Source organism: uncultured Fretibacterium sp. (genome assembly GCF_963544685.1).
GTDB lineage: Bacteria > Synergistota > Synergistia > Synergistales > Aminobacteriaceae > CAJPSE01.
This window is the reverse complement of record NZ_CAUUGJ010000040.1, coordinates 1-17,858: the sequence shown is the minus strand read 5'-3', so window position 1 is coordinate 17,858 and position 17,858 is coordinate 1. Positions and strand designations below refer to the sequence as shown.

Here is a 17,858-nt window from a genome sequence, read left to right as displayed (position 1 = left end):
CGTTGGGCAGCAGCGTCGGGTCGAACACGCCCAGCACGCCGCCGCTGACGGGCTGAGTGCCGGTCGCGAACACGACGTACTCGACCGGCTTGTACTCCGGGTCGCCTTCATTGCGCTCCTGCACCGGGGCATAGGCCAGCGTGTACTTCGTCATGCCGTCGGCCGCGGCGGTTCCGACGATCTTCGTCGGCGCCGTCACGACGCCCATGTCCGCCGGTGCGGTGATGTGGGCCGTGGCCGCAGTCGCCGCGGTCCGGATGGGCCGGATGGGGGGAAGGGGTTGGACGGGGCCGCCTTGCGGCGAGGAGACGTCCGGCTTCAGGGATGCACGAAGCGCCCCTGCCGCCGTCGGCTCGGGGGCCCGGAGGACGCCGCGCCTCCCTCCGCCCGCAAGAGCGGGGAAGGGCAGAAGCTGGAAGAACAGGGAGAACACGATCAGGGCGGCCGTAAATCTTCGGGGCTTGTGACGCATGAGACGCCTCCTTCTTTCGTCGTCGTTCGGCAGGCTGTCGTTCATCGAGCCGAGGGGGTGGGAAAGTTCGTGAGCGATGGAACCGATCCGTCAGGCGTCGTTTTCCCTATCGGTACCTCCTTTTTTGCTTCCGGCTTCGGTCTCGAGCCCTCCGGGGAAGGGGGGACGAGGGTACAAAAAAGCGCGAAACGGACCTGGTTGGGGTCGCTTCGCGCCTGCGTTCGGAGGAAGTTCGTTCATCGGGTCCGCGTTGGGCGCGTAGCCTCGTATGTCAACGAATCCAACTTCATGGTGTTCTCGGAACATAACTTTTCTTGAGTAAACTCAGTAAAATACGAATCGTCCGGGGTGGCAATAAGTAATTATACTGAAACATGTGGAGCGGGCCGGAAGGCTCCCCTCCGGGGATAGCGGCGGTCCTGGTAAGCTTCTTCCTCAAAACAGGCAGGCTGGGGTACCGCCGGGGTGCTTCATGGATAAAATCGGATAAAATCGGCGTTTCCCTAATGATACGTTCCGGCCTGGCGGGTCGGCGCGGGGTTTTCGCCCCGGATCTGGCCGGAGCCGTAGACGACGAACTTGGTGGACGTGAGCTGTTCGACGCCCATGGGGCCGCGCGCGTGCAGCTTCTGCGTGCTGATGCCCATCTCGGCGCCGAAGCCGAACACGCCCCCGTCGGTGAAGCGCGTCGAGGCGTTGACGTAGACGGCCGCCGCGTCGACGCCCGACAGGAAGCGCTGGGCGTTCGCGTAGCTCTCCGTCACGATGGCCTCGCTGTGCTTCGTCCCGTAGCGGTGGATGTGGTCCATCGCCTCCTCGATGCCGTCCACGATGCGGACGGCCAGGATCCTGTCGTGGTACTCGGTCGCCCAGTCCTCCTCCGTGGCGGGCTTCGCCTGAGGATAGAGGGCCCGCACGGCCTCGTCCCCGCGAAGCTCCACCCCGCGCGCCGCCAGGGCCTCCATGACCGCGGGGACGAACTCCTTCGCGATGTCCCGGTGGATCAGCAGGGTCTCCATGGCGTTGCAGACCGCGCTGCGCTGCGTCTTGGCGTTGATCGCGATGGACAGGGCCATGCCGGCGTCGGCCGAGGCGTCGACGAACGTGTGGCAGTTGCCGTCCCCCGTCATAATGTAGGGGACCCTGGCGTTCTCCGTCACCGCCTTCTTCAGGGCTTTGCCCCCGCGGGGGATCAGGACGTCCAGGGCCTGGAGCTGCATCAGGGCAAGGGAGGCCTCGTGTCCGGGGTCGGAGACGAGCTGGACCGTTCCCTCCGGCATTTTCGCGTCCGCGGCGGCGGACCGAAGGCTACGGGCGATGGCGACGTTGGAGCGCAGGGCCTCCCGGCCGCCCCTCAGGATGACGGCGTTGCCCGACTTGAGGCAGAGCCCCGCCGCGTCGGCGGTCACGTTGGGACGGGCCTCGTAGATGATGCCCACCACGCCCAGGGGGACGCGGACCCGGCCGATCCTGAGGCCCTGCTCCACGGTCCACATCCCCGTCACCTCGCCGATGGGGTCCCGGAGCGCGGCGATCTCCTCCAGTCCGGAGGCCATGCCCTCGATGCGCGCCTCGTCGAGCGCGAGACGGTCCAGGGTGGCCGCGGAGAGCCCGGCCGCGTGCCCGTCCTCGAGGTCCTTCGCGTTCTCCCCGAGGATCGCGGCGGAGTCCGCCCGAATCGCCGCCGCCATGGCGCGGAGCGCCCCGTTCTTGTCCTCCGTCCTCGCCGTGGAGAGGACCCGCGACGCGGCCCGCGCCCTCTCCCCCATGCCTGCCAATTCCCGCTGTATGCTCATTTCGACCTCCATCAACTCAACCTCCGCCAACGGCTTCTCCGCACGATCCCTATACCAGGGCCAGGTTGTTGCGGTGCACCACTTCCTCGTAATCGCAGACACCCAGGACCGCGGCGATCTCGCCCGAGTGCCGGCCCAGGATCCTGCGCGCGTCCCCGGCGGCGTAGTTGCTGATTCCCCTGGCGATCTCCAGGTTCGATTCGTTGCGGATCGACACCACGTCCCCAAGATGGAAATCCCCCTCGACGCTCCGTATGCCCGAGGGCAGGAGGCTTTTGCCCTGATGGAGCAGGGCGCGCTCGGCCCCCGGGTCCACCCGCAGGACGCCTCTGGGGGTGCTGCCGACCGCCAGCCACTGCCTGCGTGCGGCGTACCCCTCCCGGCCGGGGACGAAGAAGGTCCCGATCGGCTCGCCCCCGGCGATGCGCCGGATCGCGCTGCGCTCGTCGCTGGAGGCGATCACCATCGGGATCCCGTTGGACATCGTGATCCGCGCCGCGGCCAGCTTGGTGGCCATCCCTCCGCTGGACATCGAGCTGCCCTTCGTCGTCGAGTTGGCCTCCATCGCCTCCGTGATGGCGGCGACCTCGGGGATCAGGCGCGCGTCGGGGTTCCTGCGGGGGTCGGCGTCGTAGAGGCCGTCGATGTCCGACAGGATGATCAGCAGGTTGGCCTCGGAGTTGCAGGCGACCATCGCCGAGAGCCGGTCGTTGTCCCCGAACTTCAGCTCGTCCACCGCGACGGTGTCGTTCTCGTTGACGATGGGGATGACGCCGTAGTCCAGCAGCGCGAAGACCGTGTTGCGGAAGTTCAGGTACCGGCTCGGGTCCGCAAAGCAGTCGCGGGTCAGGAGGATCTGGGCCGCGCTCTTGGAGTACTCCGAGAAGAACTTCTCGTACATCTGCATCAGCAGGCCCTGCCCCACGGCGGCCAGGGCCTGCTTCTCCGGAAGGCTGGACGGGGTCCGCCCCAGCTTTCCGGCCCCGGCCCCCACGGCCCCCGAGCTGACGAGGATCAGCTCGCGCCCCGAGTTGTGCAGGTCGGAGAGCTCCCGGACCAGCCGCTCCATCTTCTCCAGGTTGATCTTTCCTGTGGGGTAGGTGATGGAGCTGGTCCCCACCTTGACGACGATGCGCTTGCAGCCGCGCAGGCTTTCACGTTTCACCTTTCCACACTCCCCGAGCGGGGCCCGGCGGGCCCCCCGTCCGGCCTCGAGCGCCGGAATTTCCCTTATTGTATAATGAAAACGCCGGAAAGTTGAAGGATCCCGAGGACGTGGGGGAAACGGAACCCCGCGCAGATCCCCGAGCATGAAAAAGTCCTTCACGACGGAAAGAAGGAGATTGTGTTTCGATGTTCGTACCGATGGAAGCGAAGAACTCGGCCCTGCTGATGGTCGATATCCAGGAACACCTGATGCCGCTCATCTCCGGGAGGGAGGCCGTGCTGCGGAACGTCGTGCGCCTGCTGACCGCCGTGAGGGTGCTGAACCTGCCGCTGCTCGTCACCGAACAGTACCCCAAGGGCATCGGACCCACCCTGCTCCAGCTGTCCTCGCTCCTCCCGCCGGGGACGCCGTGCATCGAGAAGACGAGCTTCTCCTGCTGCGGACACGACGGCTTCGACGAGGCGCTGGACGCGCTGGACCGGCCCGTTACGGTCCTGTTCGGGATAGAGACCCACATCTGCATCCTGTCCACCGTGATGGACCTGATCGGACGGGGGCGGAGCGTCGTCCTCGTCGCCGACGCCTGCGGGAGCCGCGACGCGGCGAATCACGCCCTGGCCCTGGACGCGGCGCGGGGATGCGGCGCCCTCGTCGTGCCGACGGAGACGGTCATCTACCAGATGCTGGGGGACTCGAAGGCGCCGGGGTTCAAGGCGCTCCTGCCCCTGTTCAAATGAGGCCCGAAAACGGGGCTTGCAAATGATGTGCGCATGAGGGAGGCGCCGGGATGAAAAGGATATTCGCAGCCCTGCTGCTGCTGCCGTTCCTCGCCCTGGGGGCGGACGGGAGCTATGAGGAGGGGCTGGAGGCCCGTCGGGCCGGGGACTATACGGAGGCCCTGAACCAGTGGATGCTCGCCTCGGACGACCCACGCTGCATGACGGCGATCGCCGTCATGTACGACTACGGCGAGGGGGTTTCCCAGGACGAGGGTCTGGCAGGGGAGTGGTACCGCAGGGCCGAGGCCAAGGGGGACTACCGGGCCATGGCTCAGCTGGCGAACTTCTCCCTCTCCGGGGTGGGCGGGGAGAGGCGGTCGCCCATGGAGTGGCGCGCCAGGCTGGAGGAGGCCAGGGGCAAGGACCCCTATGTGGACTATGTCCTGGCCTTTTTCTACGCCAACGCCCACGGGGGGGAGCGCCGCCTGGACGACGCCCTTGCGCTGCTCGAACCTCTTGTCGGTCAGGGGTTCGAGCAGTTCCTTCCCCTCTACCGCGACGTGGAGCAGCGCATAGCGGACCGGAAGGAGGGGGTTCAGGAGGCGAGCGTCCTGGCCCGGGAGATCGCACAGGGGGAGGCCTCCTTCGACCGGCGCTGGAAGGACAAGCGCATCGTCGTCAGCGGCTACGTGAACACCCTGGAGCGGCTGAACGACTACGGCTACGTCCTCAAATTCGGCCCCTCGTCCCCATCGCTCATCCCCAAGGACAACCTCCAGGCCGTGTTCTACGCTCCGTCCCTGGCGACGCCGCTGGCCGGGCTCAAGCCGGGGAACTACGTCAAGCTGGACGGCGTCTACGTGGGGCGGCTTCCCTTCGCCCTGGAGGCGTGCGCGCTGACGCTCGTCGGCTGCGAACTGCTCCAGACCCTCTCGGACGATGTCCGTTAAGTGGCTTCACGGTGCGGGTGGATGGAATCGGCGTTTTCGTCTCGACGGGGTGAGACCGTGTCCCTGAAAACATTCTGTTCCCGGCATCGGGTCGCTCTATTGATCGCCCTGATCCTGGGCTACCTCTGCTTCCGGGGCATCGGCGATCATGGGCTCCTGGATCCCCTCGAGGGGATCCACGCCTCCATCGGGGCGAACGCCGCCTTTCAGGGGTCCTCCCTGCGGCCCGGCATCGGGAGGACCCCCTACCTCGGAAAGTCCACGGGGTTCTGGTGGCTCGAGGCCCTGTCCCTGCATATCCTGGGGTGGGACGAGTTCTCCGTCCGCTTCTGGCCGGCGCTCGCCGGCCTCGGCATGGCGGCCGCGGCGGCCCTGGCGGTCCGGCGGGGCCGGGTTCGCGGGGCGCGTCTGGCGGCCGTGATCTGCGGGACCTCCCTGTTGGGGTTCGCCGCCTCCCAGCTGGCGGCCCCGCACGCCCTTTACGCCTGCCTCGTCGCGTTCGCCCTGGCGGGGTTCGTCAGGGCGTGGGACGACCGACGCTACGCCGTCCTGGCCCATGCCGCCGCGGCGCTGGCCTTCATCGTCCACGGCCCGGAGGGCATCCTTCTGCCGTGGCTCTGCCTTTACCTCTACTCGGTCCTGACCGACGACCCCGGGGCTCTGACCCGCCCCCTGCTTTACAGGCCGGGCGCCGCGGTCACGGCGGTGCTGGCGCTGGGCTACATGCTCCTGCTGCGCCTGGAGAACCCGATGGCCCTGACGCTGATGCTCTACCGTACGCCCGCGGCCCTGCCCTCCGCTTCCTTCGCCCTGCCGGTTCTGGCGGCGGGGAGCCTTCCCTGGACGGGGTTCCTTCTGCGCGCGGCCGCGGCCTCGTGGCCTCGGAGCGGGGAGGACCTGCTGAACCCGGAGGGCCCGAGGCTCCTCCTGCTCACCGGAGCCGGGGTGTTCCTCCTCTTCGGGGTGTTCATGGGCGACGCCCTGGCCCTCGTCTCCTGCCTCGCGCCCCTGGCGGCGCTGACCGGGGACTGCATCGACGAGTGGCTGGAAAAGGACCGGGTCCGCGTGCTGCAGGGCGCCGTGGCGCTCAACCTGATCTGCCTGCTGCTCGCCCTCACCGTGGGGCTCTTCCTGTCCCTCGGGGCCTTTCCCGTTTTATTGTCTGCGCTGCTCTCCATCGTCCCCTGGGCCGTTTTCCTGATCCTGTTCGGCGGCGCGAGCTGGTATTACGCCAAGACGCGGCAGCCGTCCAAGATGATGCGCAACCTCTCCGCCGCGGCGATGCTGGCGCTTCTTCCTCTGGCCGGAGTCTTCGACCTCCTGGCGGAGAACACCTCCGTGCGGGAGGCGGGGCTGGCCATCGGAAACGTGGATTGCTGCGTCCTGGCCCAGTACGTCATGAACCGGCCCTCCCTGTTCTTCTACACGCTGAAGGACTCCATCCTGGTCAACAGCCCTCTGATGCCGGGGTTCGCGGAGCAGAAGGTGGAGAACGACACGGCGCTGCACCTCCTCTGGGAGGGTAAGGAACGGGTCCTTCTGCTGGTCGGGAGCGATCAGCAGCTCCTGGCCCCTCTGCCGCAGGAGGTCAACGTGCTTTACGATGCGGGAAAGGTGATGGTGCTGAGCAACCGAAAGCCCCCTCTGCACGCCGACGCCCCGCGGCCCGCCTCGTCGGTGGACATCGAGCCGGCGGAGCCGTATTGAGGCCTACGAAGGCCCGAGAATCTCGGCCTCGTCGCACCGGAGAGAGGCCCGGACCGAGCTCCCTCGAGCGTCGGCCCGGGCCTCTCCCGGCAAAGGACCCCGGATGCCGTCTCAGGGGACCGTCGAGATTTCCATCAGGAAAAGCGAGCCGTCCTCTCCGCTCTCGCTGACGGCGAAGCTCCGTGTCGCGCCGTTTTCGTCCACGTAGGAGATCCCGTAATGGGGGATCGTTCCGTAGGACGTCAATCCCACCACCAAAGGACGTTTCGGCGTCAGCTTGTCGAGGGCATACAGCTCTTTGGCCGAAAACGTTATCTTTTCGTCCGAGTCCTCGAGGGTGAGCGCCAGAACCTTGAAGTCCCTTACGTCCTTCCCGGTCGAGAACAGAACCTTGACCTGCGGCTCCGTCGTGTCGGCGATGAACTCGTCATGCTCGGGAAAACCGGCCAGCGCGCCTTCCGCCTCCTGCACGCGCACCGACGGTTCGGCGCCCGCATCCCCGGCCGTTGACGAGGCCGGGGCGGGGACGGCCAGGGCCAGCGCCAGTCCCAAAACGAACGTTCCGGATCTCATGTCATCCTCCTCTTCGAATCGGGAAACTCAGAGCTGTGGAATCACAGCGCCTCGGCCTTGTAGGAGCTGCGGACGAACGGCCCGGAGGCCACCCGCGCGAAGCCGAGCTCCAGGGCCTTGACGCGGTAGAACTCGAACGTCTCGGGGGTGACGTACTCGTGCACCGCGATGTGCCGCGAGGTCGGCTGGAGGTACTGCCCTACGGTCAGCATGTCGCAGTCCCCCTCCCTGAGCCGCTTCATGACGTCGATCACCTCGTCCTCCCGCTCGCCGAGCCCGACCATGATGCCCGATTTCGTCTTGAAGCCCTTCTCCTTCGCGTAGCGGAGGACGGCCAGGGACCGCTCGAAGTTCGCCTGGGGGCGGACCTTGAAGTACAGGGAGGGCACCGTCTCCACGTTGTGGTTCAGGACGTCCGGACGCTCCGCCAGGATGATGTCCAGCAGGTCCTCGCGCCCCTGCATGTCCGGGATCAGCAGCTCGACGGTCGTGTCCGGGCACAGCGCCCGGAGCTCCCGGAGGCAGGCGGCGAACTGCCCCGCGCCCTGGTCGGGGAGGTCGTCCCGCGTGACGGAGGTGACGACGGCGTGGCGGAGCTTCAGCGAGTGGACGGCCCTGGCGACGTGCTCCGGCTCCAGCGGGTCCACGGGGTCGGGGAGCTCCCGGCTGACGTTGCAGAAGGTGCAGTTGCGTGTGCAGTTCCGGCCCAGGATGATGAAGGTCGCCGTCCTCTTGCCGTAGCATTCCATGCGGTTCGGGCAGTTGGCCTCCTGGCACACGGTGTTCAGGTGCAGACCCCTCAGGAGCTCCTCGACCTCCTGAAACGGTCGGCCGCCCTGAATCTTGATCTTCAGCCACTCGGGCTTGCGTACCGCTGTCTTTGCGGTTGTCATGGTCCGATCCCTCCCTGTTGTCTTTTCTGAGATGGTCTTGTTCCGGCCTCAGGCCGCGTCCGTGGCCCGGGCGGCCATCATGTCCCCGATCAGCACCTCGTTCTCCATCCCATGGATGTAGTCCCCGGCCCGGACGCCCTCCAGGCATCGAATCAGGGCGCCATGTTCCAAGGCGTTTCCCTTCAGCCGCTGCGCCAGCTCGAAGACGTCACGGTCTCCGAAGAAGTCCCCCAGGATCTCCGCGTGCCGGATGACCCCTGCGTCGACGTCGAGACGATAGCCGATCATGCCGAAGGGGTGGTGGACGTCGTAGCTGTGGGTGAAACGATACCGAACCCCCAGGTTCCAGGAGGGGGAGTCGAAGCGCTCCCGCTTGATCCGCAGCACCTCCCGCAGCTCGTCCTCGCGGAGGACGTAGGTCTCCCGGATGCCGTAGTGCTTCATGAAGTGGCCTTTCAGGTACTCCATGAACGCCCGCACGTCCATGCGGACGTATTCGGAGAGCGTCCCGATCCGGCTGGCGACGGACTGGATCTGCTTGTTCACGAGCTTGATCGGGTTGGGCCGCAGGGCCTTGGAGATGGCCTCCCTATCCACGTCGAACAGGAGCGTCCCGTGGTGCAGCACCCGGTTCTCGAACCGGAACTGGGCGTTGCCGGAGACCTTCTTGCCCTCCACGGTGATGTCGTTCCGGCCCGTGAACTCCGCGTCGATCCCGAGGTGTCTCAGGGCGTCGACGACCGGGGCGGCGAACTTCAGGAACGGGTTCTCCCCCTCGTCCCGGAAGGGAGCGATGAGGGTGTACTGGAGGTTCTTGAGGTCGCAGTAGATGGTGCCCCCACCCGAGAGCCGGCGCACCACCCGGATGCCCTTCTCCTCGGCGTAGTCGGCGTCGTACTCGCAGCGGGCGTCCTGGTTGCGGCCGATCAGGATCGTCGGCACGTTCTGCCAGACCATGAAGACGTCCTCCCGGACGTTTCTCAGAAGATACTCCTCGAGGGCGTGGTTGTACGCGGGGTCGGTGGATGGATTTTCTATCAGCAGCAAAGGATGCGCCTCCTCGGTGTCATATTGTCCTCATTGTACACCACGCGGCCTGCCGTGGGCATCCCTGTACGGGGCCCCGCGCGTATGCGGATGGAGCCGCCGCGTCCCGGGCGGTACGCACGGCGATGCGGGAGGCCGGCCGCCCAACGGACGGCCGGCCTCCCGGTGCGATCAGGCACGCATGGCCTCACCTTTTCATTTTACGATCGTTCATTCGCCCGCGTAGTAATCCAGGCCGATGGGGTCGGGCGTATCCCCCGCGCCGTGCATCAGGCCAACCTGTTCGATCGCACCGCCGCTCCAGACGAGCGTGCTCGTGCAGTCCGTGACGGAGCAATCGTAGCCGTATCCGGCGATGCTCCCGACTTGGCTCGCGTTTCCCTTGATGGAGCCGGATGTGGCGCAGCCGGTTATGCGATAGAGCGAGGGGCCCGGGTGCTCCTCCAGGAATGCCGACACGAAGAGGTTTCCGCCGATCAGCCCGCCGACTCGCTTCGACGAGGCCGAGACCGTGATGTCGACGTCGGCAGAGCAGTTTCGGATCAGGGTGGGATTGCTCTTGTCATAATTGCCGGCGTGCCCCGTCAACCCGCCGACCATGAAGCTCTTTTCGTCCGAGGCATCGATGGTCGCCTTTACGGCGCAGTTCTCCATGACCGGCGATTCCTGGATGCAGCCGACCAGCCCTCCTACCGAAAAAGCCCCGAATCCCTTTGCCGTGACGTTCCCCTCTGCCGTGCAGGCGCGGACGGTCAGCCACTTGCCGCCCCCGCAAATGAGGCCGAGCCCCTGCATGTTCTTCCCGTTGGAGATTACGCTCGCGTTGGCGGAGCAGTTTTCGATGGCGCCGTACCCCATTCCCGCTATGCCGCCAACGGCGCCGACCATGTAGCCTTCCACCCTGTTCCCGCCGGTCAGCTTGATGCCGGTTATCCCGCCGTTGATCACCCCGACGACGCCCCCAACCATGCAAGCGCCTTTGACGTCCGCATTGCTGACGGTCAGGTTCCGGATGGACGGGGAAGCGGCATTGCCCATCACGAAGCCGAACAGCCCGACGCCTACGGTCTCGGGGCGGTTGACGGTCAGATTCGAGATCGTGTGCCCGTCGCCGTCGAACCGGCCTACGAAGGCAAGCGAGGATTTGGCGACCTCACTTTTTTCGGGGTCGTCGCTCGCCATGTTGAACGTGCCGATCGGGTCCCAGTTGCCGTACGACGACAGGTCGATGTCCGAGATCAGGATGAAGGATTTGTCCCGGTAATCCCTGATCTTTGCGAGCTGTCCCGCCGTCGCGATCCGGTAGGGGTCCTCCGGCGTCCCCACCCCTCCCGCAAAGGGCGATGCCGAACTTTCGCTCTTTCCGCTCCCGCCGCAACCTCCGTTCGCCAGCAGCACGATACCCAGAAGAAAGAGCATGACGAAGTTCAACGCGCCGCGCCGGTTTCTCATATTCTTCAAATGGAAGCACCTCCCAGGGGTGATTTGGCATCTCTGCCTGTCATGGAAACAGTATGACATCACAAACAGGCGAGGGCTTATGCGGGAGGAAATTTTTGTCATGGGAAAGGAAATTTTTCTCGAAATGATATAATATTTCAGTTTGTGCGTGCTGACAAAAGGTTCGATGGCTTGTGGGGGACGGCTTTGCCGGGAATGAAAGCCTGTATGGGGAAAGTCCATAATGATTGCACGGTCTTGCAGCGTCACCTTCAGGGATCACATAGAGTTTTTCGAGGCAATCCATGAGACGGGGAGGCCCGTGAACGTCTCGGAGGCGGACGGCCCGGAGGATGGGCTTGTCTCCTTATCTACCCCATTTGCGGAGATCCTTCTGGAAAACCACAGCCTGTTCCACGGCGCGAGCCTGAACATCCTCGAGATCTCGCCGAGGGCGGACATCGTCATCCCCTACGATTTCGGCGGCGGCGCCCTGGGGATGGACTACCTCGCAGACGGCTCCTACCTCCTGGACGAGAGCAGCGGCAGGATGGTCTTGCCTGGGGACCTCTTTCTGATGCCGCCGTCGGGCTGCAGGGGCAGCATGGTCTTTCGCGGCGGAAGGCCGAGCAGGACCATCGCCTTCGGCGGCCCCGGGAGGATATTGTCGGACCTCCTCGGGGAGGACGGCGGCGCGTTGTGGGCGGAGGCGCTCGGAGCGAGCGGCGGATACGGAGGCGGGCCTCGTCTGCTGCGTGCGCCGCAGTGCATGGCCGGCTCCTTTCTGCAGATGCTGAATTGCGACTATCCGGCTCGGGCCAGGCGCTTGTTCCTCGAGGGCAAGTTTATGGAGATACTGTCGCGGATCATTGCCAGGGGATTGCCGGCCGAGGAAAACGGGGGGAATGGCGGGGACGCGTTCGAGCTGGAGCGGATCAGAATGATTCCGGGAATCCTGATGGAGCGCATAGACAACCCTCCGTCGATCGCTGAACTCGCCCATGAGCTGTCCGTCAACTCCACCACGATGAAGAAGGGCTTCAAAAATATCTTCGGAGAGCCGATTTACACCCACCACAGGAACCTGTGCCTGAGCCTGGCCGCGACGCTGCTGCTCGAGACGGATAAATCCGTCTTGGAAATTGCCTCCGACGTCGGCTATTCCAACAGCGGAAATTTCGGCAGCGCCTTCAAGCGACGCTACGGCGTCTCCCCGATCCGGTACCGGCGGAACGGGCGCGGCGCTTCGCCGCTCCGGGAGCCCTGATTCGCTGGATTGCCGGGCCAAGGGCGAGTCTCGACATCCGCCGTACCCCGCAGAAAGTCCCGTCGCCGTCGTTTTCACCCCACCCCATAAAGAGCCCAAATCGACGAGGGAATGCTATATAATGAAGGGCAATTTCAATAATTTTCGATCGCCGATCCTGCAGCATCGAAGTCCTTGCCGAATTTTCCGAAGGAAGCGGCAAAGAAGGGGGAGTATGGGTTGAGCCTGAACATGTTTGTTCAGCATTTCATCAACGCGCTTGGCCTGGGGTCGCTCTACGGGCTGGTCGCGGTGGGGTACACGATGGTCTACGGCATCCTGCGGCTCATCAACTTCGCGCACGGCGACATCTTCATGCTGGGGGCCTACTTCGTCTACTTCGCCACCGTCGTCTTCAAGCTGCCCTGGGCCGCCGGGGTCGCCCTGGCCGTCCTCGGCGCCACGGTCTGCGGGCTCCTGGTGGACCGCGTCGCCTACCGCCCCCTCCGCAGCGCCCCCCGCATCTCCGCGCTCATCAGCGCCATCGGCGTCTCGTTCCTCATCGAGAACCTGGCGGTCGTGGTGTTCTCCGGGATGCCCCGTCCCGTCGTCCAGCCGCCGCTCCTGATGAAGCCCATCCCGGTCGGAGGGGTGCGCCTCATCCCCCTGGGGCTGATGGTCCCGGTCATCTCGTTCCTGCTGGTGGGCGCGCTGCTCTGGATGGTCTACCGGACCAAGCCGGGCCTGGCGATGCGTGCCATCTCCCACGATATCGAGACCACGCGCCTGATGGGCGTCTCGGTGGACGGGATCATCGCCCTGACCTTCGCCCTGGGCTCGGCCCTGGCCGCCGTGGCGGGCATCCTCTGGGCGCTGCGCTATCCGCGGGTCGAGCCCTTCATGGGGCTCTTTCCCGGCATCAAGGCGTTCATCGCCGCCGTCTTCGGCGGAATCGGCTCCATCCCCGGAGCCATGGTCGGGGGGATCCTCCTGGGGTTCGTCGAGATCATGTCCGTCGCCTTCTTCCCCACCCTCTCCGGCTACAAGGACGCCTTCGCCTTCATGCTCCTGATCGCCATCCTGCTGTTCCGCCCCACGGGCCTGATGGGCGAGCGACTGGAGGAGAAGATATGAGACCGGACACGCCGCTGCGGGGCATCCTGGGCGGGGCCCTGACCCTGGCAGCCTGCGCCCTCTTCGCGCTCTTCCTGAACTGGGCCCCGACGGGCCTGAACGGCTATCAGCTGCGCATCCTCAACCTGATCGCCATCAACGGCATCCTGGGGCTGAGCCTGAACCTCATCTACGGCATGACCGGAATGTTCTCGCTGGGGCACGCGGGGTTCATGGCCATCGGCGCCTACGTCTCCGCGCTCCTGATCCTCTCCCCGGCTCAGAAGGAGGCCATGTGGATCCTGGAGCCCATCGCCCCGTGGCTCCTGAACCTCCAGGCTCCGTTTCTGGTGTCGCTCCTCGCCGCGGGGCTGATCGCCGCGTTCTTCGGCTGGCTGATCGCCCTGCCCGTGCTGCGGCTCGGCGGGGACTACCTGGGCATCGCGACCCTGGGGTTCGCCGAGATCATTCGCATCCTGATCACCAACCTCACCCCTTTGACCAACGGGTCCCTGGGACTCAAGGGCATCCCCGCCCACACCACGCTCTGGATGAGCTACGGCTGCCTCGCCGTCTTTCTGTTCTGCACGGTCTGCATGATGCGCAGCAACTTCGGAAACATCCTGAGGGCGGTGCGCGACGACGAAATAGCGGCCCGGACGATGGGCGTCGACACCTTCAGAACGCGGGTCCTCGCCTTCACCCTGGGCTGCTTCGGCGGCGGGATCGGCGGCGCCCTGATGGGGAACCTCGTCACCACCATCGACCCGCGCATGTTCATGATCACGCAGACCTACAGCCTGCTGATGATCGTCGTCGTGGGTGGACTGGGCTCCATCACCGGATCCCTGATCGGCTCCGTCCTCGTGACGACGATGCTGGAGTGGCTGCGGTTCGTCGAGAACCCCATCACCCTGGGCTCCTTGCACATCCCGGGCATCCCGGGGATGCGGATGGTCCTCTTCTCCGTGCTCCTGATCGTCGTCATCATCTTCCGGCGCGAGGGGATCATGGGGATGCGCGAGTTCTCGTGGAACTGGCTCCTTCGGGCCCCGAACCGTCGCCGCGGGGACGGCGCGGACGGGCCGGCGGCCGAACGCTCCGGCCCCATGCTGGAGGTGAAGGACGTCACGCTGCGCTTCGGCGGGCTCGTCGCGGTGAACCGCCTGTCCTTCTCCATCGAGGAGGGGCAGATCGTCGGCCTGATCGGGCCGAACGGCGCGGGAAAGACCACCGCCTTCAACGTCATCAGCGGCTTCTACAGGCCGACGGAGGGCCACGTGGAGTTCCTGGGCCGAAGCCTGACCGGCCTGACCCCGCACGCGGTGTGCCGGGCGGGCCTGTCGCGCACCTTCCAGAACATCCGGCTCTTCGGAAACGAGACGGCGCTCCAGAACGTCATGGTAGGGGCGTGGGTGCGCCAGAGGACCCGGTGGTGGATGACCCTGCTGCCCTTCCTCTTCCCGGACTCCCTGCGCGAGGATGGGGAGATCCGTCTGCGTGCCGCGAGCCTGCTGAAGCGCCTGGGACTGGACGACTACGCCGACGAGCCGGCCTCGTCCCTGCCCTACGGGGCCCAGAGGCGGCTCGAGATCGCGCGCGCCCTGGCGACGGAGCCGCGCTTCCTGCTGCTGGACGAGCCCGCGGCGGGCATGAACCCCCAGGAGTCCGAGGAGCTGATGCGCTTCATCCGGAGGCTGAGGGACGAATTCCAGCTGACGATCCTGTTGATCGAACACGACATGAAGGTGGTCATGAACGTCTGCGACGTCATCCACGTTCTGGACCAGGGAGTCCACATCGCCTGCGGGACGCCCGGGGAGATACGGGCCAACCCCAGGGTCATCGAGGCCTATCTGGGCTCGGAGGCCATGCACGAGGCCGGACGCGGAGCCGGACTCGATGCCGGACGCGAAGCCAGATTTGATGCCGGAAAGGAGGGCGCCGGAAATGCCTGAGGCGGGTATGCTCGAGATCGAGAAGCTGAACGTCCGCTACGGCGGAATCCACGCGGTCCGGGACGTGTCCCTGTCCATCGCCCGCGGCGAGATCGTCACGCTGATAGGGGCCAACGGCGCGGGCAAAAGCAGCACGATCCGCGCGATCATGGGGCTGGTGAAGGCCACGGCGGCGCGGATGGACTTCACGTCGCCCAGGACCGGGAACGCCGTGCCCCTGTCCGGCGTGCCGACGAACGGGCGCGTCGGGATGGGCATTGCGCTCAGCCCGGAGGGGCGCCGCATCCTTCCGCACCTGACGGTGGAGGAGAACCTCCGGTTGGGGGCCTATTCGCGCAGCGACGCGGCGGGAATAGCGGAGGACATGGAGTACGGCTACAGCCTGTTCCCGCGCCTGAAGGAGCGCCGCAGACAGAAGGGCGGGACCCTCTCGGGCGGCGAGCAGCAGATGCTGGCGGTGGCCCGTGCCCTGATGAGCCGGCCGGACCTCCTGATGCTGGACGAGCCCTCCCTGGGGCTGGCGCCCATACTGGTCGAGGAGGTCTTCGGCATCATCCGCACGATCAACGCCCAGGGACGCACCATCCTGCTGGTGGAGCAGAACGCCTTCGCGGCGCTGAAGGTGGCGCACAAGGCCTACGTGCTGGAGACCGGGGCCGTCTCCATCCAGGGCAGCGGGGAGGAGCTCCTGAGGGACCCGCGGATCCGGGAGGCCTACCTGGGCGGGTGACGCGTCGGGACGAAGAAGGGCGGGCTTCAAGCCCGCCCTTCTTCGTCCCGCTGAGGTCATCTGCTTTTTTTGTGGAACAGCGGCCTCGCCAGGCACAGCAGCAGCAAGGCCGGCCAGGTCAGGCCGACGTCACAGCCGCCCTCCCCACGGGAGGCCGAATCGGAGTCCGGGGACGGGGATGAGCCCGAGGCCTCGACAAACTCCGGAACCGGCTTGGGCCCCTCGGGGACCAGATACCCGGACATGTCCCGAAGCCTCAGGCCATCCTCGGGCAGCGAGGCCGTGACGCCGTCCGGCCTACCCTCGAACGTGCAGCGCAGGGCCGTGATCGCCGCCGTGGGAAGGTCCTCGGCCCGCACCTTGCCCGTCAGCTCCAGTCCGCAGGGTTGAGCTCCCTCCGCAGACCCTTCGGGGGGCACAAAGCGGACCGCCACCGTCCCATTGACGAACCCCTCCAGGGTCAGGTCCGCCGAGCGCGGCCGGTCCAGCTCCAGCCTGCCGGTCACGCGCACGTCGGCGGCCCCCATCACGTCCAGTTTCCCTATCGAGACCGTCCAGCGGTCCGGGGCGGCCGAAACGGCCTCCGTCTCTCCCGCGCCTCCCAGCGCAAGAAAACAAGCAAGAGCCGCACACGTGAACTTCTTTCGTGCAGACATACCCTTCACCTCCAGTTTCAGCCTCTCATAGCAGACGGCGTCCCGCGGCGCACTCACTCCGATGCCGCTTTTCTCCCGCCTTCATGAGCCTCCGCCGGCCCGGCCAGAAAGCCCAGAAAACCCAGCACGCTGTTTCCGATATGAACAGCCGCTCCCGCTCCAGGAGGTCCTCCGGCAGGGAGGCCCTCAGCAGGGGATCGTGTTCCAGAAGGTACCCCGCAATCGCCTCGGGAGGACGATTCCGCATCCCGGCGACGATATCCAGCCACTCGGAGACCTGCGACCGCGCAAGCGCCACGCGTTTTCGGGCGTCGTCGTACGCACCCCAATGCGCGTAGCAGAGCAGCTCGTCCCCGACAAGCACCGAGGCGACCCGATCCAAGGACTCCAGGGCCGCGGCCGCGTCGAAACGGGGTGGGGTTGTGGGGCGCAGCCACAGCTCTCCGGACTCCGTCGGCAGCGTCAGCCCCGCGGCCTCCCCGACGAAGAGAAGGCGCGCGTCCCCGCAGGAGACGCGGAAGGCCAGGTGATGCGGGGCATGGCCGGGCGTCGGAAAGACCTCGACAAGCCCCGCCTCGTCCTTTTCGATCAGGACCGCCCCGTCGACCGGCGCAGGCGGACCATAGGTCCGGGCCACGTCGCCCAGGGTCTCCACCGAGGCGCGCCAGAGCTTCTCGGGGTCCGTCAGATGCCTGAAGGCCCGTGGATGAGCCAGCACCCTGGCCCCGGGAAAACGGACACAGAGCCGCCCCACCCCGCCCGAATGGTCCAGGTGGATGTGGGTCAGCAGGATGAGGTCTATCCCGTCCGTCAGGGACTCCAGCTCCCGGATCAGGAGGGGAATCGTATCCGCGGGGCCGGGATCGACCAGGACGCGGCGCCCCAGGGGGTCCGTGAACAGCCACGCGGAGATGAAGCGCCGGAATCCGGGGAGGGGCTGAGGCAAATCGATGCAGTGCAGACCCCCGGGAAGGGAGACGGGGCGACCGGACACCGGCGTTTCGCGATGGTCCTCTGAAACCGTAATCATTCCTCGATGATGACCCTCATGTTCCTGTAGGCGTAGCGTCTGAGCTCCCGGACCTCCTCGTTGCTCATGCGGATGCAGCCCTCGGTGGCCATGCTCCCGCGCGAGTCGGGGTCGTGCGTGCCGTGGATGCCGATCCCCTTCCAGCCCGTATTCAGGCGGATGAACCACGGGCCGTAGGCCCCGTCGATCACGCCGTTCCCGTCCCCGAAGTCGTGCTTCCAGCTCTGCGAGTTCTCGATGGACTGGACCCGGAACCGCCCCACCGGCGTGCGGTTGTCCCCGATCCGCCGCTTGTTGCCCGGGTTCCGCCCCACCGCGACGCTGTAGTTCTTGACCAGCTCGTTCCCCCGGTAGAGGGAC

17 protein-coding genes are annotated in these 17,858 nt (G+C 66.2%); 7 read left to right on the top strand and 10 right to left on the bottom strand.

Features of this window, described 5'->3' with window-relative positions; genetic code table 11:
- The 3 genes from ABLA28_RS05530 to proB form a co-directional block, all read right to left on the bottom strand.
- Window positions 1–472 (bottom strand): hypothetical protein (locus ABLA28_RS05530; protein ID WP_347712838.1); only part of this gene is annotated, 472 nt, incomplete at its 3' end.
- Window positions 473–975: 503 nt separating this feature from the next.
- A complete protein-coding gene (locus ABLA28_RS05525; RefSeq protein WP_347712837.1) occupies window positions 976–2,370 on the bottom strand; it encodes a glutamate-5-semialdehyde dehydrogenase in 1,395 nt (464 codons plus the stop codon).
- Complete coding sequence (gene proB / locus ABLA28_RS05520; protein WP_347712836.1) at window positions 2,318–3,433, bottom strand: glutamate 5-kinase; 1,116 nt, start codon at window positions 3,431–3,433, stop codon at window positions 2,318–2,320. The genes ABLA28_RS05525 and proB overlap by 53 nt, the downstream gene beginning before the upstream one ends.
- A gap of 188 nt (window positions 3,434–3,621) precedes the next feature.
- On the opposite strand from proB, the gene ABLA28_RS05515 reads away from it, so the two are divergent.
- From ABLA28_RS05515 to ABLA28_RS05505, 3 genes are read left to right on the top strand one after another with little or no spacing between them, the layout of a single operon-like run.
- Complete coding sequence (locus ABLA28_RS05515; protein ID WP_347712835.1) at window positions 3,622–4,173, top strand: isochorismatase family protein; 552 nt, start codon at window positions 3,622–3,624, stop codon at window positions 4,171–4,173.
- Window positions 4,174–4,223: 50 nt separating this feature from the next.
- Window positions 4,224–5,105: a hypothetical protein gene (locus ABLA28_RS05510; protein ID WP_347712834.1), complete on the top strand. Its 882-nt coding sequence runs from the start codon at window positions 4,224–4,226 to the stop codon at window positions 5,103–5,105.
- Window positions 5,106–5,162: 57 nt separating this feature from the next.
- Window positions 5,163–6,812, top strand: coding sequence for a glycosyltransferase family 39 protein (locus ABLA28_RS05505; RefSeq protein WP_347712833.1), 1,650 nt, complete (start codon window positions 5,163–5,165; stop codon window positions 6,810–6,812).
- Between the two features lie 111 nt (window positions 6,813–6,923).
- On the opposite strand, the gene ABLA28_RS05500 is transcribed toward ABLA28_RS05505, so the two are convergent.
- From ABLA28_RS05500 to ABLA28_RS05485, 4 genes are all read right to left on the bottom strand, one after another.
- The gene (locus tag ABLA28_RS05500) at window positions 6,924–7,385 is read right to left on the bottom strand and encodes a hypothetical protein (protein ID WP_347712832.1); all 462 of its coding nucleotides are present in this window, start codon (window positions 7,383–7,385) and stop codon (window positions 6,924–6,926) included.
- A gap of 41 nt (window positions 7,386–7,426) precedes the next feature.
- Window positions 7,427–8,278 carry a lipoyl synthase gene (lipA, locus tag ABLA28_RS05495; RefSeq protein ID WP_299298641.1) on the bottom strand — a complete coding sequence of 284 codons (852 nt, stop codon included), beginning with the start codon at window positions 8,276–8,278 and terminating at the stop codon, window positions 7,427–7,429.
- Window positions 8,279–8,326: 48 nt separating this feature from the next.
- On the bottom strand, window positions 8,327–9,325 hold the full coding sequence (locus ABLA28_RS05490) for a lipoate--protein ligase (RefSeq protein ID WP_347712831.1): 999 nt from the start codon (window positions 9,323–9,325) through the stop codon (window positions 8,327–8,329).
- Window positions 9,326–9,535: 210 nt separating this feature from the next.
- A complete protein-coding gene (locus ABLA28_RS05485; protein WP_347712839.1) occupies window positions 9,536–10,777 on the bottom strand; it encodes a GLUG motif-containing protein in 1,242 nt (413 codons plus the stop codon).
- Window positions 10,778–11,009: 232 nt separating this feature from the next.
- Between ABLA28_RS05485 and ABLA28_RS05480 the strand changes: the two genes are divergently transcribed.
- The 4 genes from ABLA28_RS05480 (at window position 11,010) to ABLA28_RS05465 (ending at window position 15,812) form a co-directional block, all read left to right on the top strand.
- Window positions 11,010–12,032 carry an AraC family transcriptional regulator gene (locus ABLA28_RS05480; protein WP_347712830.1) on the top strand — a complete coding sequence of 341 codons (1,023 nt, stop codon included), beginning with the start codon at window positions 11,010–11,012 and terminating at the stop codon, window positions 12,030–12,032.
- A gap of 219 nt (window positions 12,033–12,251) precedes the next feature.
- A complete protein-coding gene (locus tag ABLA28_RS05475) occupies window positions 12,252–13,145 on the top strand; it encodes a branched-chain amino acid ABC transporter permease (protein WP_314717131.1) in 894 nt (297 codons plus the stop codon).
- A complete protein-coding gene (locus ABLA28_RS05470; RefSeq protein WP_347712829.1) occupies window positions 13,142–15,082 on the top strand; it encodes a branched-chain amino acid ABC transporter ATP-binding protein/permease in 1,941 nt (646 codons plus the stop codon). Before ABLA28_RS05475 ends, ABLA28_RS05470 begins: the two co-directional genes overlap by 4 nt.
- 7 nt (window positions 15,083–15,089) lie before the next feature.
- The gene (locus tag ABLA28_RS05465) at window positions 15,090–15,812 is read left to right on the top strand and encodes an ABC transporter ATP-binding protein (RefSeq protein ID WP_299297831.1); all 723 of its coding nucleotides are present in this window, start codon (window positions 15,090–15,092) and stop codon (window positions 15,810–15,812) included.
- A gap of 56 nt (window positions 15,813–15,868) precedes the next feature.
- Here ABLA28_RS05465 and ABLA28_RS05460 read toward each other — a convergent pair whose 3' ends face one another.
- The 3 genes from ABLA28_RS05460 to ABLA28_RS05450 all read right to left on the bottom strand — a co-directional run.
- Window positions 15,869–16,468 carry a hypothetical protein gene (locus ABLA28_RS05460; protein ID WP_347712828.1) on the bottom strand — a complete coding sequence of 200 codons (600 nt, stop codon included), beginning with the start codon at window positions 16,466–16,468 and terminating at the stop codon, window positions 15,869–15,871.
- A gap of 25 nt (window positions 16,469–16,493) precedes the next feature.
- A complete protein-coding gene (locus tag ABLA28_RS05455) occupies window positions 16,494–17,498 on the bottom strand; it encodes an MBL fold metallo-hydrolase (protein ID WP_347712827.1) in 1,005 nt (334 codons plus the stop codon).
- Window positions 17,495–17,858, bottom strand: a 364-nt coding sequence (locus tag ABLA28_RS05450) for a L,D-transpeptidase (protein WP_347712826.1), incomplete at its 5' end; no start/stop codon positions are given. The genes ABLA28_RS05455 and ABLA28_RS05450, both read right to left, overlap by 4 nt.